The organism is Mesorhizobium abyssinicae, assembly GCF_049887195.1.
GTDB classification, from domain to species: domain Bacteria; phylum Pseudomonadota; class Alphaproteobacteria; order Rhizobiales; family Rhizobiaceae; genus Mesorhizobium; species Mesorhizobium abyssinicae.
In genome coordinates, this window is record NZ_JARAKC010000076.1 from 1 (window position 1) to 2,185 (window position 2,185).

Below are 2,185 nucleotides of genomic sequence, written 5' to 3' on the forward strand. Positions count from 1 at the left end.
GCATCGCCAGAAACGTCCTCCAGGCAGCCGATGCCGACAAAGTCCCCATCAGCCACCGCATCAAGAAATGCGCGTGGAACGACGACTATCTCATCCAGGCGCTAACCCATATGCGATAGCCCTGCCCTCGTGGGGGAGATGTCCGGCAGGACAGAGGGGGGCGCTGTCCCGCCAGCGTCTCACCATTTCAGCACAGTGAAGCGTTACTGCCTTCGCATCGCCTTCGGCGCGTGCCCATGCTCCTCCCGAAACGCCCGGGCAAAACTCGACATCGAAGCAAACCCACACGCCAGCGCGACATCGCGCACCATCAGCGTCGAATGCGCCAGCAGGTCGGCGGCGCGCTTCAGCCGCAGCCGCCGGTAGTAGCCGTTGGGCGAGATATCCAGCTCGGCGCGAAAGTTGCGCTCGAGCTTGTCCGGGGAAACGCCGAGTCTTGTCGCCAGCTCCGCCATGCCGAGCCGCTCCTCCACCGCGTCCTCCATGATCGCGATGGCCGACAGCACCAGCTCGTTCTGCACGCCGGTGCGCAGCCTGAGCGGCATCAGCTTGCGGTCGACGCTCGATCGCAAAGGACTGTGCACGAACCATTCGGCGACGCCCGCCGCCAGTTCGGCGCCATAGTCGCGCGTGATGATCTCCAGCATCATGTCGAGGCTGCCGACGCCGCCGGCCGAGGTGAAACGCTTGCGGTCGATGACGAAGAGATCGCGCCTGAGCTCGATGTCCGGGAATGCCTCGGTGAACGCCGCCTGGCTGGTCCAGTGCAGGGTGCAGGCATGGCCGTCGAGCAGGCCGGCGCGGGCGAGGAAGAACGCGGCGTCGGCCACCGCGCCGATATGCGCGCCGCCGCGCAGGCTCTTGCGGATCCAGCTCATCGCCTCGTCGGCCACGACATGGTCGGCATCGCCGCCGGAGCAGACGACGATGCGGTCTACCTTCGGCGCATCGGCCGCCGAAAAGCCGGGCTGGATAACGACGCCATTGGAGGCCTCGACCGTGCCGGGATCCGCGCCGACGATCACCCAGCGGTAGCATTCGCGCTTGGCCAGTACGTTGGCCGCGCGCAGCGGTTCGATCAGCGAGGAAAACGCCATCATCGGAAAGCCGGGAAAGACCAGCACGGCGAAGGCGAGGGGGGCTTCGCCCGCCGCCGGCTGCGCGCGGTCGCGTTTGCAGTTGGCGGGATTGGAAGTCACGATGCTCTTTCCTGAGGCGGCTGGAACTGTAGCGGGTGGCCCGGCCGGCTGGCAACGGGGACGCCGGTCAGCCGTTCACCAAGCAAGATAGGCAAAACCTTAAGTGGAAATTGCGAGACTAACCCAAAGGTCAGGGTGATGAAACGCCGGAGGCTTTTCGGATGGAACTGAACTACGACTTCGAATTCCAGTCGATCTTTCCAAAGGCCGTCTGGCTCGTTCCCGAATGCAAGCGTTTGCTGGACGAGGTCAGCATCGCCCACAACATGAAGGGGAACTACGTCACGGCTTTTGTCGATCCCGCGACTGTCGTCGCCCTCTGGCGAGAGCCAGCCGAATTCAGGGCCACATTGATCAAGGCCGGTTGGAGCACCTTGCCATACGAAGGCGAAGCCGCGCCGGACAAGGCTCAGTTCCTGATCCCGAAGCTGCTGGAAATCCATGCCAAGGTCGAAAGCCGCGCCTATGACGCGCAGGCGACCAAATATGCCGTCTTTGCCCTTTTCCGCTTCACCCACCAGCTGACCATGGGAGAGGTACTCTGCGCGGACGGCCGCCCGACATGTTCGCCGCTGACCCAGCAACGAATGAAGGACGCCCGTCCGACATCGGCCTTCGATGTCAACAAGGCGGTTATGGCCATGGCGTCCGACCTGGAAAATCGTGCCGGTGCCGGGCCTGCCATGCCGGCGCCGCCGGTGAAGCCGGCTGCTGCAGGTACCAGCCTGCTGGGGCGCGTTGCCCGCGTCTTCGGCCGCCGGCAGACCTGAAGCCGGTCCCATGCGTCGCGCACTCTGGGGCGAAATTAGAAACGTCGCGCCGCCCCTCATCCGCCTGCCGGCACCTTCTCCCCGTGAACGGCAGGGGAATCGCATATGGCTTTTTGGGACTTGAAGTTGGGCTGAGAAGGGATTCTGTGAGCAGGCAGTCTTAACGAGGGAGAGACTGCCATTTCGAGCCTTGAAAGCTATTTCGGCGCCGTGCCT

General features: G+C 64.1%; 2 protein-coding genes. One reads left to right on the forward strand and one right to left on the reverse strand.

Translation table 11 applies throughout. The features are described from left to right. Nucleotides 1-203: 203 nt before the first annotated feature. A complete protein-coding gene (locus tag PU724_RS33635) occupies nt 204-1,100 on the reverse strand; it encodes a GlxA family transcriptional regulator (RefSeq protein ID WP_245494602.1) in 897 nt (298 codons plus the stop codon). A 260-nt stretch (nt 1,101-1,360) separates the two neighbouring features. Between PU724_RS33635 and PU724_RS33640 the strand changes: the two genes are divergently transcribed. After that, nucleotides 1,361-1,969 (forward strand): hypothetical protein, encoded by a 609-nt coding sequence (locus PU724_RS33640; RefSeq protein ID WP_354426064.1) that lies wholly within the window; start codon nt 1,361-1,363, stop codon nt 1,967-1,969. The last annotated feature ends 216 nt before the right edge of the window (nt 1,970-2,185 follow it).

Excerpts from the sequence above, each read along its gene's own strand:
- PU724_RS33635 (WP_245494602.1), bottom strand. The coding sequence starts at position 1,100 with ATGATGGCGTTTTCCTCGCTGATCGAACCGCTGCGCGCGGCCAACGTA.
- PU724_RS33640 (WP_354426064.1), top strand. The coding sequence starts at position 1,361 with ATGGAACTGAACTACGACTTCGAATTCCAGTCGATCTTTCCAAAGGCC.